The organism is Rhizobacter sp. P3_B12 (genome assembly GCF_056402895.1).
Genome location: NZ_JBFUGN010000755.1, coordinates 1 through 3093, shown reverse-complemented (window position 1 = coordinate 3093; position 3093 = coordinate 1). Strand labels below are relative to the sequence as shown.

Annotated in this window: 3 protein-coding genes; 1 reads left to right on the top strand and 2 read right to left on the bottom strand. The window is 68.3% G+C overall.

Annotated features, from left to right (window positions below; translation table 11 throughout):
- Nucleotides 1-259: 259 nt before the first annotated feature.
- Together AC1D01_RS27470 and aroC are read right to left on the bottom strand one after the other, a co-directional pair.
- On the bottom strand, nucleotides 260-1282 hold the full coding sequence (locus AC1D01_RS27470; RefSeq protein ID WP_477872036.1) for an aldo/keto reductase: 1023 nt from the start codon (nucleotides 1280-1282) through the stop codon (nucleotides 260-262).
- 64 nt (nucleotides 1283-1346) lie between these two features.
- A complete protein-coding gene (gene aroC, locus AC1D01_RS27465) occupies nucleotides 1347-2432 on the bottom strand; it encodes a chorismate synthase (RefSeq protein ID WP_477872034.1) in 1086 nt (361 codons plus the stop codon).
- 286 nt (nucleotides 2433-2718) lie between these two features.
- Between aroC and AC1D01_RS27460 the strand changes: the two genes are divergently transcribed.
- Nucleotides 2719-3093, top strand: a 375-nt coding sequence (locus AC1D01_RS27460) for a porin (protein ID WP_477872032.1), incomplete at its 3' end; no start/stop codon positions are given.

Genomic DNA, 3093 nt, shown 5'->3' with positions numbered 1-3093 from the left:
GGCGAGGACTGCCCTCCGCTGTCTGATTTCATGGCCCGTCGCCGAAACTCCCGCCACTCACTTCGTTCGTTGTGGTCAGACAGTCGGCGACAGTCAGTTCACGATCGCGCTTCGCGCGGGGCCATGAAATCAGCCAGCTACGGCGACCCGCCCTTATTGGCGCTCCACAGCCTCCCCGCACGCGCCTTCTGCCACCACCGCTCTTTTTGGGAGATGACAAGCGAACAAGTGGGGGTTGATCCCCGGGTTGGCACCCGGGCTACGAATGGCCTGCGATCGGGTGCGGCTCGTAGCCTTCGCCGAGGGCCTGCAGTTCGTCCGGCGTCAGCGACAGCTCGGCGGCGGCCACCGCCTCGTCAAGCTGCGGCAGCTTGCTGGCGCCGATGATCGGCGCGCTGACGCCCGGCTGGTGCAGCAACCACGCATAGGCCAGCGTCGCCGGGCTGACGCCGCGCTGCGCGGCCAGCGCCTTCAGGCGCTCCACCGTCTTGAAGTCGCTGTCGCGGTAGTACAGCGTCTGCGCGATGCTGTCGGTCTGCGCCCGCGCGGTTGCGCCGCCGGCCTGGTCATCACGGGCCCGGTTGCCGGCCAGGAAACCTCGCGCCAGCGGGCTCCACGGGATCAGGCCCACGCCCTGGTCGCGGCACAGTGGGATCATCTCGCGCTCCTCCTCGCGGTAGGCCAGGTTGTAGTGGTTCTGCATGCTGATGAACGGCGTCCAGCCGTGGCGGCGCGCAGTCTCCTGCATCTTCGCGAACTGCCACGCCCACATCGAGCTCGCCCCCAGGTAGCGCACCTTGCCCGCCTTCACCAGGTCGTGCAGCGCCTCCATCGTCTCCTCGACCGGCGTGTTCGGGTCGAAGCGGTGGATCTGGTAGAGGTCGATGTAGTCGGTCTTCAGGCGCGCCAGGCTCGCATCCACCGCATGGAACAAGCGCTTGCGGCTCAAGCCGTGCAGGTTCGGCGGGGCCTGGTCGAACGCGGTCGCGGCGTTGCGGTATTCCATCTCGACCAGGTAGTAGGCCTTGCTCGCGATGACGACCTCGTCGCGCCGGCAGAACTCGCGGATGAAGCGGCCAGTCAGCACCTCGCTCTCGCCGGACGAGTACATGTCGGCGGTGTCGAAGAAGTTGATGCCGAGCTCGACGGCGCGTTGCACCAACGGCCGGCTCGCGGCCTCGTCGAGCACCCAGGGCCGCCAGTCGGGGCGGCCGTAGGTCATCATGCCGAGCGCGATGCGCGACACCTGCAGGCCGCTGCGGCCGAGTCGGATGGTTTTCATCGGCGCAAGCGTAGCGCCTGCCGCCTGGATTTCAGCGCGGGTGGGCAAGCACCTGCGCCGCCGGTCAGATCCTCGGCGTCGACACCCGCACGTCACCGCATTGCGCCCGGTGCCGCAGCGCGTGGTCCATCAGCACGAGCGCCAGCATCGCCTCGGCGATCGGCGTGGCGCGGATGCCGACGCAGGGGTCGTGGCGCCCGTGTGTCTGCACGACGGTGGGGTGGCCCTGCAGGTCGATCGAATCGCGCGGGCTGTGGATCGAGCTGGTCGGCTTGATCGCGATGTTGACGGTGATGTCCTGGCCGGTGCTGATGCCGCCCAGCACGCCACCGGCGTTGTTGCTGCGGAAGCCCTGCGGCGTCAGCTCGTCGCCATGCTGCGTGCCGCGCTGCGCGACGCTCGCGAAGCCGGCGCCGATCTCGACGCCCTTCACCGCGTTGATGCCCATCATCGCGTAGGCGATGTCGGCGTCGAGCTTGTCGAACAGCGGCTCGCCCAGCCCGACCGGCACCTGCGCCGCCTCGACGCGGATGCGCGCGCCGACCGAATCGCCCGACTTGCGCAGCGCGTCCATGTAGGCCTCGAGCTCGGCGATCTTCGAGACGTTGGCGGCGAAGAACGGGTTCTCGCCGATGTGCTGGTGGCCCTCGAACGGAATCTCCAGCTCGCCCAGCTGGGTCATGTGGCCGCGGAACGTGGTGCCGTACTGCGCCTTCAGCCATTTGCGCGCCACCGCGCCGGCGCCGACCATCGGCGCGGTCAGGCGCGCCGACGCGCGCCCGCCGCCGCGCGGGTCGCGGATGCCGTACTTGTGCCAGTAGGTGTAGTCGGCGTGGCCGGGCCGGAAGGTCTGCAGGATGTTGCCGTAGTCCTTGCTGCGCTGGTCGGTGTTGCGGATCAGCAGGCAGATCGGCGTGCCGGTGGTCTTGCCCTCGTAGACGCCGGACAGGATCTCCACCGCATCCGGCTCGTTGCGCTGCGTCACGTGGCGCGAGGTGCCGGGGCGGCGGCGGTCGAGCTCGGGCTGGATGTCGGCCTCGCTGAGTTCCATCCCCGGCGGGCAGCCGTCGATCACGCACCCGATGGCCGGCCCGTGCGACTCGCCGAAGTTGGTGACGCGGAACAGGGTGCCGAGGGTGCTGCCGGACATGGGTGCCTTCAAGACGGAAAACGGGAACGAGGCGCCGACACATCGTGATGCGAAGGCGGCCTTGAAGTTTAAGGGTTCGTCCCTTGGGAGCGCAGCCCGGCGCTTCAAGAGCGCAATCCTTGCTGATTCAGCAATGCCGACTTGCCGGTGATGGGGTTTTTCACAGTCAGGGACAACCCTAGCATTCACTCCCAAGACGCAGCACCGGTCGGTGCCTGCCACGCGGTCGGAGCTGGACGCGTGCCTGTGGGACAAGGGGTCCACCTACTGATCGGAGAAGAATCTCATGAAGTTCGCCACCTTTGCAGTGACCGCCGTCGCCCTGGCTGCCGCGTYGGCTGCCAACGCGCAAGACGCACAACAATCCACCACCAACGTGACGCTGTACGGCGTTGCCGATGCCTACGTGCAGTTCGCCAACGGCGCGGCCAACCTGAGCCGCGTGCAGTCGGGCGGCCTGCAAGGCTCGCGCTTCGGCCTGCGCGTCACCGAAGACCTCGGCGGCGGCCTGCGTGCCCTGGCCGTGCTCGAAAGCGGCATCAACCTCGACGACGGCACCAACGGCCAAGGCGCCTTCTGGGGCCGCCAGTCGTACGTCGGCATCGGCTCGGCGCAGTTCGGCACGCTGACCCTGGGTCGCCAGTACGGCAGCGTCTACAAC

Excerpts from the sequence above, each read along its gene's own strand:
- AC1D01_RS27470 (WP_477872036.1), bottom strand. The coding sequence starts at position 1,282 with ATGAAAACCATCCGACTCGGCCGCAGCGGCCTGCAGGTGTCGCGCATC.
- aroC (WP_477872034.1), bottom strand. The coding sequence starts at position 2,432 with ATGTCCGGCAGCACCCTCGGCACCCTGTTCCGCGTCACCAACTTCGGC.